The organism is Rhodococcus pseudokoreensis (assembly GCF_017068395.1).
Lineage (GTDB): Bacteria > Actinomycetota > Actinomycetes > Mycobacteriales > Mycobacteriaceae > Rhodococcus_F > Rhodococcus_F pseudokoreensis.
The window spans coordinates 67375-84546 of record NZ_CP070619.1; the positions used below are offsets into that span (position 1 = coordinate 67375).

Annotated in this window: 18 protein-coding genes, 3 pseudogenes and 1 other annotated feature; of the genes and pseudogenes, 9 read left to right on the forward strand and 12 right to left on the reverse strand. The window is 66.4% G+C overall.

Annotation, left to right across the window (positions count from 1 at the left end; all coding sequences use genetic code 11):
* Positions 1–53 precede the first annotated feature (53 nt).
* The gene (locus tag JWS13_RS05670; protein ID WP_206004899.1) at positions 54–386 is read left to right on the forward strand and encodes a DUF6907 domain-containing protein; all 333 of its coding nucleotides are present in this window, start codon (positions 54–56) and stop codon (positions 384–386) included.
* Positions 387–546: 160 nt separating this feature from the next.
* Here JWS13_RS05670 and JWS13_RS05675 read toward each other — a convergent pair whose 3' ends face one another.
* Both JWS13_RS05675 and JWS13_RS05680 read right to left on the reverse strand, forming a co-directional pair.
* Complete coding sequence (locus JWS13_RS05675) at positions 547–972, reverse strand: hypothetical protein (RefSeq protein ID WP_241032114.1); 426 nt, start codon at positions 970–972, stop codon at positions 547–549.
* Between the two features lie 160 nt (positions 973–1132).
* The gene (locus JWS13_RS05680; RefSeq protein ID WP_206004900.1) at positions 1133–2275 is read right to left on the reverse strand and encodes an RNA-guided endonuclease InsQ/TnpB family protein; all 1143 of its coding nucleotides are present in this window, start codon (positions 2273–2275) and stop codon (positions 1133–1135) included.
* Between the two features lie 147 nt (positions 2276–2422).
* Here JWS13_RS05680 and JWS13_RS05685 point away from each other — a divergent pair.
* The 3 genes from JWS13_RS05685 (at position 2423) to JWS13_RS45460 (ending at position 4826) form a co-directional block, all read left to right on the forward strand.
* A protein-coding gene (locus JWS13_RS05685; protein ID WP_420854998.1) for an IS3 family transposase occupies positions 2423–3663 on the forward strand; the annotation gives its coding sequence in 2 pieces (ribosomal slippage) (positions 2423–2702 and positions 2702–3663; 1242 coding nt in all).
* Positions 2701–2835: a sequence feature (AL1L pseudoknot), on the forward strand. Its footprint overlaps the gene before it by 135 nt.
* A 428-nt stretch (positions 3664–4091) precedes the next feature.
* Positions 4092–4379 (forward strand): hypothetical protein, encoded by a 288-nt coding sequence (locus JWS13_RS45455; RefSeq protein WP_241032115.1) that lies wholly within the window; start codon positions 4092–4094, stop codon positions 4377–4379.
* Positions 4380–4640: 261 nt separating this feature from the next.
* Positions 4641–4826, forward strand: a complete 186-nt coding sequence (locus tag JWS13_RS45460; protein WP_241032116.1) for a hypothetical protein — start codon at positions 4641–4643, stop codon at positions 4824–4826.
* A 55-nt stretch (positions 4827–4881) separates the two neighbouring features.
* Here the strand turns inward: JWS13_RS45460 and JWS13_RS05695 are convergent, their stop codons facing one another.
* Entirely contained in the window at positions 4882–5097 is a 216-nt protein-coding gene (locus JWS13_RS05695; protein WP_225928349.1) for a hypothetical protein, read from the reverse strand.
* Between the two features lie 182 nt (positions 5098–5279).
* Here JWS13_RS05695 and JWS13_RS05700 point away from each other — a divergent pair, with 182 nt between their 5' ends.
* Positions 5280–5486 carry a hypothetical protein gene (locus JWS13_RS05700; protein ID WP_206004902.1) on the forward strand — a complete coding sequence of 69 codons (207 nt, stop codon included), beginning with the start codon at positions 5280–5282 and terminating at the stop codon, positions 5484–5486.
* 17 nt (positions 5487–5503) lie between these two features.
* Here JWS13_RS05700 and JWS13_RS05705 read toward each other — a convergent pair whose 3' ends face one another.
* The 3 genes and pseudogenes from JWS13_RS05705 to JWS13_RS05715 all read right to left on the reverse strand — a co-directional run bounded on the left by JWS13_RS05705 (position 5504) and on the right by JWS13_RS05715 (position 7897).
* Positions 5504–6043, reverse strand: a complete 540-nt coding sequence (locus JWS13_RS05705; protein ID WP_206004903.1) for a hypothetical protein — start codon at positions 6041–6043, stop codon at positions 5504–5506.
* A gap of 364 nt (positions 6044–6407) precedes the next feature.
* Entirely contained in the window at positions 6408–6614 is a 207-nt protein-coding gene (locus JWS13_RS05710; protein ID WP_206004904.1) for a hypothetical protein, read from the reverse strand.
* An 865-nt stretch (positions 6615–7479) separates the two neighbouring features.
* A pseudogene (locus JWS13_RS05715) lies at positions 7480–7897 on the reverse strand (hypothetical protein).
* 704 nt (positions 7898–8601) lie between these two features.
* Between JWS13_RS05715 and JWS13_RS05720 the strand changes: the two are divergent.
* Positions 8602–8856 (forward strand): annotated as a pseudogene (locus JWS13_RS05720) (trehalose-6-phosphate synthase); the annotation flags it as partial.
* Between the two features lie 38 nt (positions 8857–8894).
* On the opposite strand, the pseudogene JWS13_RS45470 reads toward JWS13_RS05720, so the two are convergent.
* The 6 genes and pseudogenes from JWS13_RS45470 to JWS13_RS05745 form a co-directional block, all read right to left on the reverse strand.
* Positions 8895–9176 (reverse strand): annotated as a pseudogene (locus JWS13_RS45470) (integrase core domain-containing protein); the annotation flags it as partial.
* 718 nt (positions 9177–9894) lie between these two features.
* Positions 9895–10134, reverse strand: coding sequence for a hypothetical protein (locus JWS13_RS05725; protein WP_206004905.1), 240 nt, complete (start codon positions 10132–10134; stop codon positions 9895–9897).
* Positions 10135–10285: 151 nt separating this feature from the next.
* Positions 10286–11431: an epoxide hydrolase family protein gene (locus JWS13_RS05730; protein WP_206004906.1), complete on the reverse strand. Its 1146-nt coding sequence runs from the start codon at positions 11429–11431 to the stop codon at positions 10286–10288.
* 3 nt (positions 11432–11434) lie between these two features.
* Positions 11435–11848, reverse strand: a complete 414-nt coding sequence (locus JWS13_RS05735; RefSeq protein ID WP_206004907.1) for a hypothetical protein — start codon at positions 11846–11848, stop codon at positions 11435–11437.
* Positions 11845–12690, reverse strand: a complete 846-nt coding sequence (locus tag JWS13_RS05740) for an alpha/beta fold hydrolase (RefSeq protein WP_206004908.1) — start codon at positions 12688–12690, stop codon at positions 11845–11847. The genes JWS13_RS05735 and JWS13_RS05740 overlap by 4 nt, the downstream gene beginning before the upstream one ends.
* On the reverse strand, positions 12687–14282 hold the full coding sequence (locus JWS13_RS05745) for an FAD-dependent oxidoreductase (protein ID WP_206004909.1): 1596 nt from the start codon (positions 14280–14282) through the stop codon (positions 12687–12689). Before JWS13_RS05745 ends, JWS13_RS05740 begins: the two co-directional genes overlap by 4 nt.
* 204 nt (positions 14283–14486) lie before the next feature.
* Between JWS13_RS05745 and JWS13_RS05750 the strand changes: the two genes are divergently transcribed.
* The 3 genes from JWS13_RS05750 to JWS13_RS05760 are packed head-to-tail and all read left to right on the forward strand — an operon-like array spanning position 14487 to position 17131.
* A complete protein-coding gene (locus JWS13_RS05750) occupies positions 14487–15695 on the forward strand; it encodes a cytochrome P450 (protein WP_206004910.1) in 1209 nt (402 codons plus the stop codon).
* A gap of 2 nt (positions 15696–15697) precedes the next feature.
* Positions 15698–15913, forward strand: coding sequence for a ferredoxin (locus tag JWS13_RS05755; protein WP_206004911.1), 216 nt, complete (start codon positions 15698–15700; stop codon positions 15911–15913).
* A 21-nt stretch (positions 15914–15934) separates the two neighbouring features.
* Positions 15935–17131, forward strand: a complete 1197-nt coding sequence (locus tag JWS13_RS05760) for a cytochrome P450 (RefSeq protein WP_206004912.1) — start codon at positions 15935–15937, stop codon at positions 17129–17131.
* Positions 17132–17172 lie beyond the last annotated feature (41 nt).

Sequence of the window (17172 nt, forward strand, 5' to 3'; positions counted from 1 at the left end):
ACCCGCGCTGAAACTGCCGACAGGCGGGCGGTCACCGGAGGAGGATCGAAAACATGAACACCAACGACACGACCGGAACCGACTGCGCATCCTGGTGCACCAACGAGGACGCCCGCGGGCGCACCGATCACACCTGCATCGGCGACAACAGCGAATGCATCGAGCTGACCGCAGCACTGGACTACCTAACACTCGACGAAAACGGCGTCGAATCGTCCTTCTGCTTCGTCACGCCCGTCCAAGAGGCAGACCGCCGACCCGGCGTCTCCATGACCTGGGAAGTCGGTCACCACCCCGAGTTCCGGCCACGCCTGACACCGGAAGAGGCCCGCAGGATCGCCGCCGAACTGGTCGCGACCGCCGACCTGGTAGAGGGTCGCCGATGACCCACAACGACATTCGAGACCAGGTGGCGGTGCAGACGCGGGCGTACCGAGTACTGGGACTCGGTCGCACCCCCGGAGAAGCAACCGGCGGTGCAACTGCTCATTCAACTGTGGCCGAGCGAGTCAACCGACGCGATCCTGTACCAGTACAAGGACCGATTCACCGGACAGCTGGTGCCCGCCGACGAAACGAAGCCGGCCTGAATCCTCGAACGTGGTCCTGCCCCGTCGCGTTGATCGTTTCTGGGCCGACGGGTTCCACGGCGGTGAACTGGATGTATTGGGGTGTGGGCTGCGCACCCCAGTCCCGCGCGATCGGCAGGGTCTGGTCGCTGGGACCGTCCAGGAGCAGCGCGCGGTCCTCCTCACGGATCGAGTAGTTGGTGGTGGCGTTGTACAGGGCAGTCAGTTGCTCGGCCGTGGGCACGAGATCGGTGATCGGCGCCGGCGGCGGTGCGAACTGTGTGGATTGGACGAAGACGGTCGGATCACGCGATTCGGCGTTATCGGCGGGCGAGCAGGCACAGGCCACGGTTGCGATCGCGGCAAGAGCGCTGGTACCTATCGCAGCTTTTCTCACCCTCATGGATTAGATATCACCCTCAGTCGACGCAGCGTGACAAGCCTGAGCCGCATCAACTCCCTGGTCCATCCCCTTGACGTCCTCTCGGCCGTGAACGACCGAGATTCCCCTCGGGACTCGCGCCCCGAGGTTCCTGTTTCACAGACAGTTGCCTCCCCGCACTTTATGTGCGGGGTGGTCTCACACCGTCTCCGCGGGCTGCCACGGTCAGTCCGACGGCCAAAATATTCTTCGCCGCATTCACATCCCGATCGTGGACGGAGCCGCATCGGCACGTCCACTCCCGCACATTCAGCGGCATCGCCGACGCGACCGCCCCGCACACCGAGCAGGTCTTCGACGACGGATGAAACCGATCGATCGCCACCACCCGGCGCCCGTACCAGTCGGCCTTGTACTCGAGCATCGACCGGAACTCGGACCAACCCGCATCCGAGATCGCCCGCGACGACGACCGATTCTTCACCATGTTCCGCACACTCAGATCCTCGATGGCGATCACTTGGTTTTCGCGCACCAGTCGAGTGGAGAGTTTGTGCAGATAATCGCGACGCCGATCGGCGATCCGGCCATGCATCTTCGCGACCTTCAGTCGGGCCTTGGCCCGGTTCCGGGATCCTTTCTGCTTCTTGGCCAGCGCCCGCTGCGCCTTCGCCAGCCGCGCACGGTCCCTGCGCTCGTGGCGTGGGTTGGTGATCTTCTCCCCCGTCGAGAGCGTGTAGAGGCTGGTGATCCCGGCGTCGAGCCCGACCACCCGATCGACCGGCTCGAGTTCGGTGATCGTGTCCTCGACGAGGATCGAAATGTGGTAATGACCGCGAGCGTTACGCGAGACCGTCACCTGCGACGGCACGGCCCCCTCCGGAAGCGGCCTCGACCACCGAATATCCAGGGGTTCGGACTGCTTGGCCAACCGGAGCTGCCCGCCCAGGTAGGTGAAGCAGTTCGAGTAGTAGGTCGCCGAATCCTTCGACTGGCCCTTCTTCTTGAATTGCGGGTAGCGGGTCTGTTTGCGCCAGAACTTCTCGAACGCGCCCTGCAATTGCCGCAGCGATTCCTGCAGCGGCCCCTTCGACGGCTCCATCAACCACTCGGTCTCGGTGTCCCGTTTCCATCCGGTGAGCATCGTCGAGGTGTCGCTGTAGGTGATCCGCCGCTGCTCCTGCGACCAGGCACGCGTCCGCTCGGCCAACGCCCGGTTGTAGACATACCGGGTGCACCCGAACGTCCGAGCAAGCTGTTCCGCCTGCACCGCAGTCGGATAGAAACGGTACTTGAACGCCCGCTTCACCACCCTCCCCACCATGACCCAGACAATAACCACACAGTCCGACAAACCAGATCGGCTATCCCGGCCCTGAAGGACCGAGTTTGCGCCGAAAGACTCACGGATCAACGATCTGCTCCGCCCCGGGTTTGATGGAGACATCCAAGACCCGGGAGGATGATCCACATGGTCGCACCACGGAAGTACCCCGACGAGCTGCGCGAACGCGCCACCCGGATGGCCATCGACGCCCGCAGAGACCCCGAGACCAGGGCCGGCGCCTACAAGCGCGTCGCTGACCAACTCGGCGTTCATCCCGAGGCGCTGCGGACGTGGGTCAAACGCGTCGAGATCGACGAAGGCCTGCGTCCGGGGACCACGAGTGACGATGCATCCCGCCTCGCCGAACTCGAACGCGAAGTCAAAGAGCTACGCCGAGCGAACACGATCCTCAAGCAGGCTTCGGCTTTCTTCGCGGCGGAGCTGGACCGCCCACACAGGTGAAGGTCGAGTTCATCGACCAGTTCAAAGGTGACCACGGCGTCCAGCCGATCTGCGACACGTTGAAAGATACCGATACCGATGCCGCGATCGCGCCGAGCACCTACTACGCCGCCAAGACACGGCCGGAATCGGCCCGTTCAAACCGCGACCGGGAGTTGACTGACCAGATCACCGCCATCCACGACCACAACTACAGCGTCTACGGCGTCAGAAAGGTCTATGCCGAAATGCACCGCCAAGGCACACCGGTGGCCCGGTGCACGGTGGCACGACTGATGAAGGAAGCAGGTTTGAAAGGTATTGTGCGGAGCAAGAGTCCACGCACGACACGACCGGCAGCGGAGACCGAGCGTCCCGCTGATCTGGTCGAGCGCAGCTTCGTTGCCGACGCTCCGAACCAGCTGTGGGTCGCCGACATCACCTACTGTCGAACATTCTCCGGCTGGGTCTACGCAGCGTTCGTGATCGACGTCTTCTCCCGCATGGTCGTCGGCTGGCAGGTCGCGACCTCGCTGTATACCGATCTCGCGCTCGACGCACTGGAAATGGCGATCTGGCGGCGCACCCGCGCGGGAACTGACCTATCGGGTCTGATTCACCACTCCGACCGCGGAGTGCAATATCGAGCGATCCGCTACACCGACCGCCTCGACGAGGCAGATGCGGTGGCTTCCGTTGGGTCACGCGGCGATTCGTACGACAACGCCCTCGCCGAGGCGTACAACAGCCTGTTCAAAGCCGAGCTGATCCGCAACAAAGGCCCCTGGTACGGCATCAACGACGTCGAGTTCGCCGTCGCCGAATACGTCGACTGGTTCAACGAGCGCAGGTTGCACGGCGAACTCGGTCAGGTCCCACCCGCCGAGTTCGAGATGATGCATGCCTCGAACCTTGAACAGATCCCACTACTGGAAACCAGATAACCGACTCTCCACAAAACCCGGAGCTTGACACTCGTGCACTTCGAACGGTTTCGGCGTGCTCGTCACAACAACCCCCATTTGTAGTCGGTCGGAAGATTGTGCCGCACGACCGGGGCCTTGCCGCAAGCCCAGCCCTCTGCCATATGGTGAGAAGGGGAGGATGCCTCGGGGGCTTCGGCCACAGGCGCACGGCCTGCCTCCTCGACGCTGACCGCGAACTCCGATTCCAGGGCCAGCGCCCGGCCGAGCCGCTCGCGCTGCCCGAAAAAATCGTCGCCCGGACGATCGGCGTCGACCCACGCCCGCGGCTCGCTGGTCCGGGACGGGCACGTCGGAACGTTGACGGTCGATGTTCAGGCCTGGGACCGCCCCGCCCTGCTGTGCATGCAGGGGCGGCGGATCGACGCGACACCCGCCCGGACAGCACGGTGCTCGACTTACTGGACACCTGGTACGAGGTCAACGGTGTCCGCACGCTCGAACGCACTGCCGTCGCGTACCTTCCCGACGGCACCCGGATCGTGGCCACGGCCAATGATGCCGACAACACCAATCCGAGGGCGGGCGGCCGGCACAGCGGACGCATCCCGTTGACCCTCGACGAGTTGACCGCGATCGCCACCACCGGAGCCCTGGCGGTGACGGCACCCGTCCTCCCGGCCGTCCCGCTGATGCGATCCTGTGGGGCCTTCACCGATGGGAACGGCCTGAGCTGACCCAGGAGAAGGTGGCCCGGCTCGACCGGGCACTCGAAGCCCGGTGGGCGAGTATGCCGGGTAACAGCGACCTCACTCCGGATCGGCCGATCGGATCACTCCGGTTGACCGACTTCGGCAAAGACACCATCTTCGAGGTGGTCACCGCGGAATCGGCCGCCGGAGAGGGGCGCCTGGAGATCGTCGTAGTCAGCGGTCAACCCGCGTCGCCACCGCAGGATGAGTATCTGAACGAGATCGACCCGAATCGCACCCACCACGGTGTCAGCAGACGGGACCATTGTCACTCGCGGGTTCTATCCCGAGCACGGCAGCGCCTACTTCTCGCTCATCCTCCCGTCCACCCAACAGATCATCAGCATCACCCCCATCAAGGGTTCCACCGTCCCGGTGACGTTGGCGCAGATCGAATACCTGGCCACCGCACCCGAGCTCGACCTGGGCTGAACCCGGCCGGACCGGGATTCGCACGCCCCTGGGCAGTCGTTGCCACTGCGGGCGTTCACCAGAGGGTGAGGGGAAGTCTGGCTGCTTCAGCACACCGGATCAGTTCCTCGATGCTGTCGGGATCGTCGCCGCGGGCGAGACCGGTGCGGATCGCGGCGGCGATAGCCCGGGTACGTCCGGCTGGGCCGCAGACATCGGCGAGCGGGCTGGCGAGATCGCGGCGGCGCAGCTGGTGTTCGGTGCGGTTGACAGCGTTGGCCCCCAACCGCATGTCCGCGGGGTTGACGCAACCGGCGAAATCGCACTGACACAGCACCGCGTCGTCGGCACCCGATCATCCCAGCCGCGGAATCCCCCCGTACTCGAGCTGATACGCGAACAGATGCGCCGGCGCAGTGCCACGGTCGCGTTGCGTCACAGGTACCCTCGGTCCACGAGAGAGGGAGGTCAGCTGTGAGCGCAACGAAGAAGCAGAAGGTACTCACCCAGCTAGAACTGATGATCAACTCGACCAATCCGGACTTCGCACCGCCGGCAGAAAGCGGTGATCCAAAAGAGCGTCACGAACGCTTCCAAGAATTCCACCGGCAGGTGGCAGAAGCGGCCGACGACGACCCGATCATCGACACAGTCGCTCGCGAGATCGGACTACCTGAATAGAGCATGTATCACATGCTTTACGGGACTGGGAAGGTGCCGAGCCCCGGGTTCACCAGCATCTGGTACCCATCGACAGGGGGGTATTCGCCGACGTCGGCGACCGCGGCGATCGTGCCGCTGCCGGTGACGACCGTTGCGGGGGCGTATCGGCACCAATTCTCCGGTGTGATGGGCCGACTGTGGTCGGGCTCGACGAGCCGGAGGGCGGTGGTGCCGGCGACGCCGGTGGTCAGGTTCCGCCAGTTCACCGACACGGCGACGCAGTATCTCGAGTTCGTCGCTGAACGCTGCGCCGCAAAGGTCACTACGCCGGATGCACCCGTCGTTGCCGAGGGCGTCACGGTCGACAGCGGCGGTGGGTAGTCACAGGCCAACGTGGTCAGCAGCAGACATCCTGCGACGAACCGCACCGGGACCTGGAACGCAGTGGTCGTCGCTACCGGGACCGGCGGTGTGTTCGCCATCGCGGTGGCGGACGAGCAGAGCGGGATCGCGAGGACCGCCACGGATGCCGCGGCCCAGACTACGAAGGGACGACGAATTGCTGCACGGCGCACGGCGTTAGCCTCTCGTGTTGGCTCAATCCCGACCCTGCTGCAGTATCAGGCTACTCGCTTGGTGGCACCGCGGACCTGGCAACGGCGAGCGGGACAGGCCCCCCGGGTACCTGCCACCCAGCTCTCGTCCGTCGATCAAGGCCGTTGCCGTGCCGTCGGCGTCGGCGTCGATGCCGAGTTCGTGACCAAACCCGTGTTGGCGCAGAACTTGATCGAATGCGCGCTCGACGCGGAGTGCCGTTCGGGTAGCTCATCGCGGAGGAGGCTTACGGTCGGGTGATGTCCCTGCGAACATGGCTCGCCGCGGTCCCGCCGAGCAGTGCCGCCGGATTTCCGCCGGCGACGGCGCGCGCGGACCGCACTGTTATCCGTGGGTGCGGGTACCGATGCGCATCGCAGGGGCACCGGACATATTGGCTGCCTTCGAAATGCCGTCGAGTTCGGCGACCTCGTCGACCGTGACCGCGAGGCCATCAGCCGCCACGAGGGCCCGCACCGCCGCGTCGGGCGTCAGGCCGACGCGATCGCCGCCGTGACGCCCTTCTGCGATTAGCCACGCGACGAGATGCACCTCCCACTGAAGGCAGCCCCTTGTTCTCCCAACTCGACGACACACATAATTCGTCTCGCGAGTTTCGAGTTACCGAATCGAGATAGGTCAGCGTCCGAGACAGTAAATGATCTTGAACGGTCGGCTCATCCACGCGCAAATGACATTCACGGCATTTTCAGCAACTGACGCGGCGGAGACACGACCGGAAGTTCCGGTACAGCGAAGGGGGTCCGCGGGTGAAAGTACGGACCCCCTTGCTGCCGCTGCAGAGCCAGTTCAGTTACTGGCCAGCGCTACTAACCGCTGAGTGACCCAGCAGAACCCGAGAAGAAGTCGAGGACGCCGAGAAGAGTGGAGACGTTCGAGAAAAAGTCGGCCAAGAAAGCGAGGTCCATCTTTGTAACTCCAGTTCGATTGTTCAGAGAATCGTGACACACAGCACACGATGTGAGTATTTATACCGGTCCGATAACAATTCCGCAACGACAAGTTTTGCGGTCAACCAGCAACGAGTGAAACCCGGCCCACACCGAGACGAGGGCACATCGCGGCCCGGTCCGCGGTGATGGAAACGCGGATCGATGGCCAGGCCCTCTATGTCGGCACAGACCAGCCACCCATCATCGGCCGCGACCGCCCACCGATGCACCGGCGCCCACTACCACCGGGTCCGGCTCACTGCCGCGTAATCCTCGATGATTTCCTCGATGACATCGGCCTAGGGACTCCTGCGGACCACTCCCCCGGCACGCGAGCTGACGTGCACGAACACCGGCCCGGCAGTCTTCCATCGTTGTTCCGATCGCGGTCGCCGGCGGAGTGCGGATGGCGCACTCATCGGTCTGCGGCGAGCATGTGCGGTAGTTCCGGTACTCTGAGCGCATTAATCCGCACGGCCGGGCGATCCGGTCACGGGAACGTCGGTGCGCGCCGCCCGGATCCGCATCATGTCGGGATGCCGGTTGGGCGGCATGATCCCCGGCAACAGGAACCCCCACATCTCGTCGACCCACTGCTCGAGATCCACGCGATGGGTCAGGATCCGGGACACGGTCTGGACCCCGGTGAACGCGCCGATGACGAATCGCGCGAACGTCGGCGGGTCGACGGTGTCGACAAGATCGCGCTCGGCGACCGCACGGGCCGCCAACTCTTGACAGGCGGCGATCTAATCCACCTACGGGCCTGCGGGGCCACGGTCGTCGGCACTGAACTCGAAGGTGATGCGGATCCCGGCCCGCCTTCGTCATACCCGCCGCCTCGGCGATCTCGACGAGGCTGGCACCCTCGAACCCGGACATGTCGAAAATTTCCGCTGCCCCACGGACGATCTGCGCCCGCCTCACCGCTGCCCGTTGCTACTGCACCATCCACCGCACCTTCCGCGCGCTTCGCGGCTGCAGCCCCGCGACTTTCGATCGCAGCCTGCAGCCTGCAGCCTGCGCGACGCTACCACCGGCACCCGTGCGCGCCTCACCCCCGGAAGAGACCCGCATCCACCAGCACAGGCGCCGGGGACACTGCAAGGGTGCCGTCGCTCGATCGACCCTGCCAACCCGTCGCTCCACCGTCGTCGCCCTCATCCACGTTGGTAACTGCGTGGCTCACAGGTGGCCGGGACTGCACAGCTACTTTGGGGTCCACACCAGTGCCGGCAAGGTTCGTTGCTCGGCCACCTCGTTTCGGGGCGGTCGCCGACGATTTCGAATCCTCGCCACGCTCGCGCCGGAATCGCACGCGCGTCCTCCGTCGAGTCGAGGACCCTCAGTTAGGCAACGAGTCCGACCTTCCAGTTCGATCACGGGTGAGGTTTGCCCCGATGTTCTTCTACACCGCTGCAGCAACGGCCGCCGCCACCGCGGGCGCCACTCGGGGACCTCCCCCACCGAGGAACAACTTCGGATGCGCCGTCTTGCTCGTCGCCAGAGAATCCTTGAGCCGAGACATTGGAAACTTCCACGCGAGACGGACGAGCTGATTCGCTTCGCCCAAAGCTGGATTCCTTAACAGGGATTGGTGGAAACGCTACGTCGAAGTCAATCGCCGATTCGCTGATGCAGCTGCCGACACTGCCGCAGAGAGCGCAACCGTATGGATCCAGGACTATCACCTCCAGCTCGTACCTAGAATGTTGCGTGAGCTCCGACCCGACCTGAGAATCGGTTTCTTTCTCCACATTCCGTTCCCGCCCGTCGAGCTGTTCCTGCGGCTGCCCTGGCGCACGGAGATCATCGATGGACTCCTTGGCGCAGACCTGCTACGGCCGCGGCGATGATGTTTCCCGAACGCTCACAAGGACTAGCTGTAATTCGCAGAGACGTTGTGAACGCCGACGCGGACGATGGGTGACTTGCCACCGATCCCGGTGTGGGGCCGTCGGTGAATGTAGTGATACAGCCAGTCCTGACAGGACTGGCGCCGCCATCGGCGGAGAGGCAGGTGTCCGCGTACCCCCAGTCTGCGGCGATGGTCCGGTTGAATTGTTCGTTTATCGTTGGTCGGTGGACGGTAAAGTCGGGTCCGCTTGTGCGCGATGTCCGGCCCGAGCGCATCAGCGAAAGCAATTGAGACGTAACATGAGATCCACTGCCGGGGCACTGGCTCTGGGAATCCGAATGGACCCAACTATTCACTTACACACGGCGTCGAGAACCCCAGGCCACCTGATACGTAACTGGTTTGTCAAGGGCGAGGGCGAGGGGGTGTCCAGGACCGTCGTCGTGGGCGCCGCCTCTGTGGGTCCGGCCGATCTGGGGTGGTGGCGAGCGTGTCGGTTTCGACGCGTGATCAACTCTGATTTGCGCGGGTTGGGTACCGCAGGACGGTTGTTCGGCTGGAGTGGATCGCTGGTCAAATCTAGAGCGTGATCCCAACGTACAGTTGACGATTGCTCAATAGGTGGCTCGCGGATCACTCCCAAGCGCTGCCGTCATCACCGCATGATTCGCCCAGACGCTGTGGGGGTCCCGTTCCGGTCCTTGCTCGGCAGGTCGTCGGCGACGAGGGGCAAGGTGGAGTCCCCGCAGCGCAGCGAAGAGAACTGACCTTGCCGGCCGACCGAATCGACGACCACACTCGCAACCTGGATGCGGACCGTTCGGCAACCCGCGTTCACATGTGAGTGGACCCCAGCCCAGCCCCTCATATCGTGTAATTCCATGCACCATAAGCGATCCCGCTCTCCCGGCAATCCAGTGCATGCCCGGCGGCCGGGTACTCTGCGGGCGAAAGTCTGTGATGGATGGCTTGTCTCCGTATGGTTTCCGAGCGTTTGGCACGCAACTGATTCCAGCGGCCGTCACAGAAATAGCGGCGTTGGCGCCGGCGGAGAGGTCTGCTCAGGATCTGAGATCGAGAGCTTCTGTTCGCACAGTTCGAAGAGCGACCTCGCTCGGTGCGGCGTGAGCCGAGCACGACCACGGGTGAGGATGTTGGCCAGCCGCTTGTAGAACGCGTCCTCGGGCAGGCCGAAGCGGACGAGAATGTCGTCGTCGGGCGCGCCGCCCCACGGCTGCCACATCGAGGCGAAGTCGACCATGATCTGCGACTCCGTCGGTTTCCTGTCGGATCGTCGTCGCGGGTATCGCCTGACTCCGGTGCGGGTGGCGTTGCTGTGGGGGCTCATCGGACTACCGATCATCATGACTTCTCCTCTGGTATCTCCACTTGTGAACACTCCCCAGCGCGCCTTAGAGTCCGGCGAGGAAGGCACGCAGGTCGGCGACCAGAAGCTCCGGCTGCTCCCACGCGCCGAAGTGGCCGCCTCGTGCCATCGGCGTCCAGCGCACGATGTTGTAGTGCTCCGAGGCGATCCGCCGAGACGTCGGGTAGAGCTCCCTGGGGAACAGGGCGACCGCGGTGGGCACCCCGATCCGTCCCTGCCGCGGGGTGGATCCGAGTGCGGCCAGACGAGCCTCGTGGTAGAGGCGTCCCGACGAGCCGCCGGTCCCGGTCGCCCAAAAGGTGGTCACGCTGGTGAGGATCTCGTCCTTGGTCAGGACCGATTCCAGGTCCCCGTCGCAGTCGGTCCAGCTGCGGAGCTTCTCCGCAATCCACGCAGCCTGACCGACAGGCGAATCCGCGAGCGCGTACGAGAGCGTCTGGGGCTTGGTCGACTGGAGCATCACGTAGCCGAGCTCGCTCGCGCGCAGTGCCTCGTTCGCCTGTTGCTGGTGCTCCTCCTCCGGCGTGAGAACGCCGTCGCGAGGGCGCAGTCCGCTCACGAGGAGGGCGAGGTGGAGGCCGGCGAGTCGCTCGGGCGCCTCCCGGGCCATCTCGGTGGAGACCACCGATCCCCAGTCGGTCCCGTGGGCCGCGAACCGCTCGTATCCGAGGCGCGCCATGAGCTCGAGCCAGGCGCGCGCGATGCGGCCCGGATGCCAGCCGCTCTCCGTCGTCGGCAAGCTCCAGCCGAACCCGGGCAGCGACGGCGCGACCACGTGGCAGGCGTCCTCGGCTCGTCCGCCGTATGCCGTCGGATCCGTCAGCGGACCTATCACCTTCAGGAACTCCAGTGGCGTACTCGGCCACCCGTGCGTCAGCATCAGCGGCCTCGCCTCGGGATGCGGCGAGCGCACGTGGAAGAAGTGGACGCGTGCCCCGTCGAGTGTGGTGAGGAACTGTGGCCACGTGTTCTGCACGCGCTCGGCCGCGCGCCAGTCGAAGTCGTCGCGCCAGTAGTCGACCAGGGCGCGCAGGTAGTCGCCGTCGGCTCCGCGCTCCCATCCTGAGCCCGGGATCTGGTCGGGCCATCGCGTCGATGCCAGCCGCTGCCGAAGGTCGTCGAGCACGCTGTCCTCGACGTGGACCTCGAACGGCGTGATCTCGCCGTACATCGCTTACGACCCTCCGTCGAGCAGGCGGCCCAGCTCGACCATGCCGGGGACGTCGATACGCGTCGAGCCGACACGCCAGACCGGGGTCGGCCGGCGGCGGGGCGGGACCAGCGGCACCACGAGACTGCGCGTGGCCGCCACGATCCGCGGATGCTCGTCGTGCCGCCACAACACGTTCGCCCGGGAGATCTCGACACGATCGCCCCGCGCACCGACGAACACAGCCGAGCCGCCCTGGTGCAGCACGCCTTCGCCGCACGCCTCCACCCACTCGTCGAGCCGCAGGAACCGGAGATCCGCAAGACGCTTTCCGGCCCCACTCAGGTCGCAGATGTAGCGCTCCCCGGCGATCAGTGGCGGATACGGCGGCGCCAGCCGGCGCGCGATCAGGTCCGCGACGGCACGCCACCCGCTCATCGGTCGACCAGCCCGGTGAGCATGCGCGAGATCGCCTCCGCACAGCGTGCCGGCTGGTCGAGCGGGACATGGTGGAACGCATCGGGTACCACCTCGACCGGTACCGCGTGCCCCAGCCACTTTTCCAAGCAAGCCACCGAGTCCGGGCCACCCATGTCGGTCTGCGCGCCGTACAGGTAGCCGACCGGGCAGAGCACCGACGACAGGTCCGCACGTACGCCGTCGTTGCTCAGCCGGCGACGCGCAGCCGGGTCGAACTTCCACCGCCACCCCGGGCCGGCCTCGACGAGCCCGGAGCGGGCGACCTCCTGCAGCAGCCGCGGGTCGGCGTTCGTCCGGTCGGGCAGCAGCCGGAACCGGTCGAGCGCCTCCTGCGCGGAGGCGAAGACCCGTGCCGACGTGGTCGGCGGCGGGAGCTCCCGTAGGGGCAACCGCGTGTCGACCAGGACGAGCCTGCCGACGAGCTCGGGGAACCGGGCGGCCGTCGCAGCAGCGACCAGACCTCCCATGCTGTGGCCCACCACTGCCGAGGGGCCGGCTCCGTCGCCCGCACCGGCTCGCGCGGCGCGCAACACGGCAGCCATCTCCTCGGCCCAGAGCTCGGCGCGGTAGGCCGGCCGGTGCCCGCTGTCGCCGTGCCCGCTCAGGTCGGCCACCACGACGTGGTGCTCGCGGGCCAGCACGGGAGCAACCTCGGTCCACCAGCCGGAGTGTGCGGCCCCGCCATGGACGAGGAGCACGGTGTCGGCCTCGGGCGACCCGAGACATCGGTAGGCGATTCCGACACCCCCGACCTCGACCACCTCGACCGCTCGAACGGCCTCTGCCGGCCCTGCGCTCATGCCTGTGCCCGGGATGCCGCGAGCAGCTCGGGGATGGTCACCAGCTTCTGCCGCGGCCGCGCGCTTTCCCGTCCCCGGCGCTTCTCCTCCAGGTCGATCCGCCCCCAGGCTGCTTTGTCGAGCAGGTCCTCGACTCGGTCCGCGAGCAACTTCTCCAGCTCGTCGGGCGTGCGGCACGGATCCGAGAGCCGACCGGCGTCGAGATCGCGGAGGACGCTGTCGACGGTCTCCTCGGCGTCCTGCTTGTTGCTGCCGATGATCCCGCGCGGACCGCGCTTGATCCAGCCGGAGCAGTAGAGGCCCGGTACCGCCTCGCCGCGTTCGGGGTCGACGACGCGGCCGGCATCGTTCGGCAGGGTCGCGGTCGTCTCGTCGAACGGCAGGCCGACGACGGCGGTGCCGCGGTAGCCGATGGCGCGCAGCACCAGCGATGTCTCCACTCGCTCGGTTGTCCCGTCGGCACGGCGGAAGGTGATCGCCTCGACCCCGTCCCGGCCCTCGACCGAGATCGGCTCGAGGCCGAACCGGAACCGGATCGTCGGTCCCTCGGCACCGTCACGGTCCACGGCGCGCAGCAGCACCTCGTGCTTGCGCCCACTACCGTTGTCCGCCACCTCGTCGCGCTCGGCGACGACGGCGATCCCGTCGAGCTTCTCCAGCGCCAGCAGCTCACCCTGCGAGAACGCTCCGTGCTCGACGCCGCGCCGGGCGGCGACGACCACCTCGGTGACGCTGCTCCCGGCGAGCGCGGCGATGGCGTGCTGGGCCATCTCGGTGGCGTGGAAGTCGTCGGCCGGACGCAGCAGCGTCCGCGCGACGTCGAGGGCGACGTTGCCGTTGCCGATCACCACGACCCGCTCGCCGCTGAGGTCGAAGCTCTCGGTCGCGTGTTCGGGGTGGCCGTTGTACCAGGCGACGAACGTCCGGGCGGCGTGCACCCCGGGAAGGTCCTCGCCGGGAATGCCGAGCTTGCGGTCGTCCCTCGCACCGCCGGCCCAGAGCACGGCATGGTGGTACTCGAGCAGCTCCTCGACCGCGATGTCCTTGCCGACCTCGACGTTGAAGTAGCAGGTCACGTTGGGCCGGGACAGCACACCGGCGAACCGGTCGACGATCTTCTTCGTCTTGGCATGGTCTGGTGCGACACCGGCACGCACCAGCCCGAATGGCGTGGGCAGCCGCTCGAGCATCGTGACCGAGACGCCCTTGATGTCGCTGAGCGTGGCGGCCGCGTAGCACGCCGCGGGCCCGGTGCCGACGATTGCGACGCTCAGCGCTGCCTTGTCCTGCGGCAGCACTCGGCGGGTGAAGGTCGGCGCGCCGACCCCGACGAGGGGGTTCGTCGAGAAGTACTCGGCGTTGATCGCCAAGTAGTCCGACAGCTCTTCGGGCAGGTCCCAGTCGGAGTGCACCGCCTCGACCGGGCACTCGTCCATGCAGGCGCCGCAGTCGATGCAGGTGGCCGGGTCGATGTACAGCTGCTCGGTGGTGGTGAAGTCGGGGTCGCCGGGACGGGGGCGGATGCACTGGACGGGGCAGACGGCGATGCACGACCCGTCGTTACAGCATCCCTGCGAGATCACGAACGTCATGTGCTTGAGCTCTCCGTATTCGGGTGGGTGGCACTCGCGACGCGCTCATCGGCAAGTACGTCGGACACAATTGGTACACGATAACGCAACACAAATGAGATGGCGAACAATTCGCCCTTCTCTATCGTTGACAGGATTTTCTACTGATGTCACAGTTATGGTGAAGCATTGTAATGACGTGACCCGGAGTGCCCGAGGAGACCGATGCCTGCCCCCACCGACGCCGTCCTGACCGACTTCGACCACCACTCACCAGACTTCGCCGAACGCCCGTTCCGGGTGCTCGAGGAGTTGCGCAACGAGGCGCCGATCGCCTGGTCTACCGCACACGGGGGATTCTGGGTGGTCACCGACCACGAGCACGTCGTCGACGGGCTCGCCGACTACGCGACGTTCTCCTCGTCGTCCGGACCGGCGATCCCCGACAACCCCTTCGGCACCCGTCACATCCCGGTCGCCATGGACCCGCCCGTGCACAGCGTGTATCGCAAGGTGCTCAACGACTGGTACAGCAAGGCGAACATCACCGCCCGCACCCCGCAGATCGAGGAGATGGTGCGCGGCATCGTGTCCGGCCTTGCCGAGCGCGGAAGCTGGGACTTCGTCGCGGACCTCGCCAACGTCTCACCCGGCGCCGTCACGCTGGGCATCCTCGGCTGGAACACCGAACGGCGGCTGGAGCTGCTCGACGTGATGACCCAGGCGCTGCGCAACCAGGCCAGCACCGATCCCGACGCCATCGAGCAGAACGCCGCAGGCAACCGCTGGATCCGCGAGCAGATCCTCACCGAGGCCGACGACCGCCGCGCCACGCCGCGCGACGACCTCATGACGGTCCTGGCTACCCAGCCGATCGCCGACGGCCGGCCGCTCACCGACGAGGAACTGTGCGACTGCGTCGTTCTGCTCCTGCTCGCAGGCTTCCACACGACCAGCGGCGCCTTCACCGCGCTGATGACCCACCTGGAGCGCCACCCCGACGACAAGGTCCGGCTGCAGCAGGACCGCGACCTGATCCCGAACGCGATCGAGGAGATCATCCGGATCTACTCCCCCGCCACCGCACACGCACGCAAGGTCACCGCGGACACCGAATTCGGCGGCGTCCGGATGCGCGAGGGCGACTGGACCCTCTTCGTGAACATGGCGGCCAACCACGACCCGGCCGCTTTCTCCGACCCGGAGGCAGTCGACCTCGACCGCAACCGTGCGAAGAGCGTCGCGTTCGGCTGGGGCGTGCACCGCTGCCTCGGCCTGCACCTGGCCAGGCTCATCCTGCGGGTGGAGGTGGAGGCCGTCTTCGACCTCCTGCCCGGCTACCGGATCGACCTGGAGAACTCGGTGCTCTCCCACCACATGGGTCAGGGCTACTTCTACCTGTCCGTGCCCGCCGATCTGCCCAAGGGGGCGTGAGTATGAGGATCAGCATCGACCGGGGGCTGTGCGAGGGGAACGCCGTGTGCGAGGCGCTCGCTCCACTGACCTTCGATCTCGACGAGAACGACCAGGCCCGGGTGCTCGCCGAGGCCCTCCGACCCGACGGCGAGGTCTCCGAGGACCACCGCGCGCTCGTCGAGCGCGCGGTCGACGGCTGTCCGCGCTTGGCCATCAGCGTCACCGACCAGCCCTGACCACAACCTCCGGGAGCCGCGATGTCCGACCCGATCGTCACCGACTTCTCACACCACTCGGCCGAGTTCGCGTTGCGTCCGTTCGAGACGCTGGCGGATATGCGCGCCGAGGCGCCGGTCGCCTGGTCGACCGCCCACGACGGATTCTGGGTGGTCACCGACCACCAGCACATCATCGACGGACTGGCCGATTACGGCCGGTTTTCCTCGAGCTTCGGCCCCGCCATCCCGGCCAACCCGTTCGGCACACGCCACATACCGGTGGGCGTTGACCCGCCGCTGCACTCGACGTACCGACGGGTGTTGAACACGTGGTTCAGCAAGGCCGAGGTCACCCGGCGCGAGCCCGAGATCGCGACCCTGGTCACCGAGATCGTCACCGGCCTCGCGAAGAGCGGCAGCTGGGACTTCGTCTCCGACCTCGCTGACGTCTCCCCCGGTGCCGTCACGCTGGGCATCCTCGGCTGGGACAGGTCCCGGCGCGAGGAGCTGCTCGAGGTGATGGCACGCGGCCTGCGCAACCAGGCGAGCACCGATCCCTCGATCATCGAGCAGAACGCCGCGGGCAACCGCTGGATCCGCGAGCAGATCATTCTCGAGGCCGAGGACCGGCGGGCGCACCCCCGTGCGGACCTGATGACAGTGCTCGCCACCGAACCGATCGTGGACGGCGAGCCCATGAGCGACGAGGAGGTGAGCGACACCGTCGTCTTCCTCCTGCTCGCCGGCTTCCACACCACCAGCGGCGCGCTCACCGCACTTCTCGTGCAGATGGCGCTGGAGCCCGCACTCCACGAGCGCCTCGATGCCGACCGGGACCTGATCCCGGCCGCGATCGACGAGGTGATCCGCATCTACACACCTGTCACCGCCGTGGCCCGACGGGTCACCGAGGACACCCACCTCGGCGAGGTGAGCATGCGGACCGGCGACTGGGCGCTGTTCGTCAACATGGCGGCGAACCACGACCCCGCCGCCTTCCCGGACCCGGAGCGGATCGACTTGGATCGCGATCGGTCCAAGAGCGTCGCATTCGGCTGGGGCGTGCACCGCTGTATGGGCCTGCACCTGGCGCGGTTGGTCCTCCGCTTGGAGGTGGAGGCCGTCCTCGACCTGCTGCCGGGCCACCGGATCGACCTCGATCGCACGGTGCGCTCGGACCACGTGGGTGTGGGATTCTTCTACCAGGTGGTGCCCGCAGTACTGCCCGGTCGCTGACCGGCCCATCAACGACCTCCCGGGCGTCGCCGAGGAAGAGC